Here is a 1,716-nt window from a genome sequence, read left to right as displayed (position 1 = left end):
CGGAATACCCGAACTCGAATTTGTTCTCGTCGTCAAAGGGGGGGACCAGCTTGCTCTCCAGGTGTTCAAGCAGCTGGTACTCTTCAATGGTGATGTCCGACGGATCGTCCCAGGACAACACGACCTGGGCGTCGCCGGGCGCGGCTCTAAAGTCTGCGGGCGGCGACGGCGGGACCACCGCGGGTGTGGCGGTTGCCGCATTGGACAGCTGGCTGTGAAAGACGCCGAGGGCCCCGCGTACCACGAAGCTGTATTCAGTGCCGTTGGTCAGTCCGGTCACGGCGTACCTGGTGGTGGTGGCCCGGCTATCCGGGAAGGCGGTGAAGACCGTGCCGCCGTCCGTGCTGTACTCGTATGTCGGCACAAGCGGGTAGGCGGAGTAGCCCGGGTCGGTCCACCGCAACACCACCCGTCCGTTGTCCCCCGCCGCGATCAGATCGGCTGGCGCGGCCATTGGAACGGCATGGACCCCTTGCGGCTCTCCGTCGTCGGTGAGGTTCACAGCACGAATCGCAAGGTGGTACTCAACGGCATTGTTCAGGTTTTCGAAGGTGAAAGAGGTAGTGTCCTTGTTGCTGCCATTCATGTCATTGAAGATAGTACCGCCATCGGTGCTGTACTGGTACTTCCTGATCGAAATGTCCTCGGGGTTGTCCCAGGCAACCGAGATCTGACCGTCGTCCGGGCCAACAACTCTCAAGTTCGAGGGCGCGTCAGGAGGCGGGGGGGTTACGTTGAAAGCATTGACCCTGATCTTCAATATGTGTTCAGAGACGCTCCACTCCCCGAACGGGGTGTGCTGCAGATCATTGCCGATGCTCCATCCGGATCGAGCGCCGGAATCATCGTCGGTGGATTCGGTTGTCCTGAATCCGGGCTCAGTTCCGCTGCCGCTGAATTCAAGGTGCACGTAGTAGTTGGACTCATCGCTGAGATAGGCCCCATACGGGGCTTCGAACCGCTCGATTCCCGTCCCCAAATCGGAGGGATTGGTCAACGTGTACTTGACGCTTCCAGGTTCACCCGATGCGTTCTCGTCCCTTACGGTGACGGTCAGTGTGCCATCTCCCGGTGAGCGCCACAAGTCCAAATCTATGCTTCCCAGGTAGAAGCCGACAGCGCCTCCGCCCGTGGTGAACTTCTGAGCAACGGAATAATCGTCGCCCGGGGAATATACGAACACCGAGGAGGTCTGACCTGTGTTGCTCACGTAAACAGGAGCAGGTCCGGTGTTGACCGAGAGTTTCAGCGAACTTGAAGAGGAAAGCCAGGCATAGATCGACTCCGGTCGTTACCGATACTCCAGCCCGGGTGCTTCCCTGAGTCTTCGTTATTGGAATTCGTGTACCTCCATCGAGGTTTGGTGCCGCCCCCACTGTAGTGTATGTGTACCCAGTACGTGGTGTTCGGGTCCAGAGTGGCGTCATCAGGAGCGAGGTACGTACCTACGCCGGACGACAGGACGGCTGGATTGGTCAGAGTGTAGACAGTGTCTCCAGGGTCACCCGAGTCGGACTCCCGCACCGTCACCGTCAGGTCATCTGAACCAGGAGCTGTGTGAATGTCCAGGTCGATGCTCTCCAATGCATAGCCCAGCGAATTGCCCCCGGTGGTGAACGACTGGGCCTGTAGCACATGCATTGCACCTGACCCACCGTCGCTGGACTTACCGAGGTTGCTCACCAGCGCGCTGTCCAAGGCGTGAGCTGGCGTGGC

Annotated in this window: 2 protein-coding genes; both read right to left on the bottom strand. The window is 59.6% G+C overall.

Going from position 1 to position 1,716, the window contains the following annotated elements; genetic code table 11:
• A partial coding sequence (locus J4G14_15240; protein ID MCE2459143.1) for a fibronectin type III domain-containing protein occupies positions 1-1,210 on the bottom strand: 1,210 nt, incomplete at its 3' end.
• Positions 1,211-1,245: 35 nt separating this feature from the next.
• Positions 1,246-1,716 (bottom strand): hypothetical protein (locus J4G14_15235; protein MCE2459142.1); only part of this gene is annotated, 471 nt, incomplete at its 5' end.

This window comes from Dehalococcoidia bacterium, assembly GCA_021295915.1.
In the GTDB taxonomy this organism is placed as follows: Bacteria; Chloroflexota; Dehalococcoidia; order Lucifugimonadales; family UBA1123; genus VXRN01.
The sequence above is the reverse complement of the archived record's forward strand: the minus strand, read 5'-3'. Positions and strand labels throughout refer to the sequence as shown.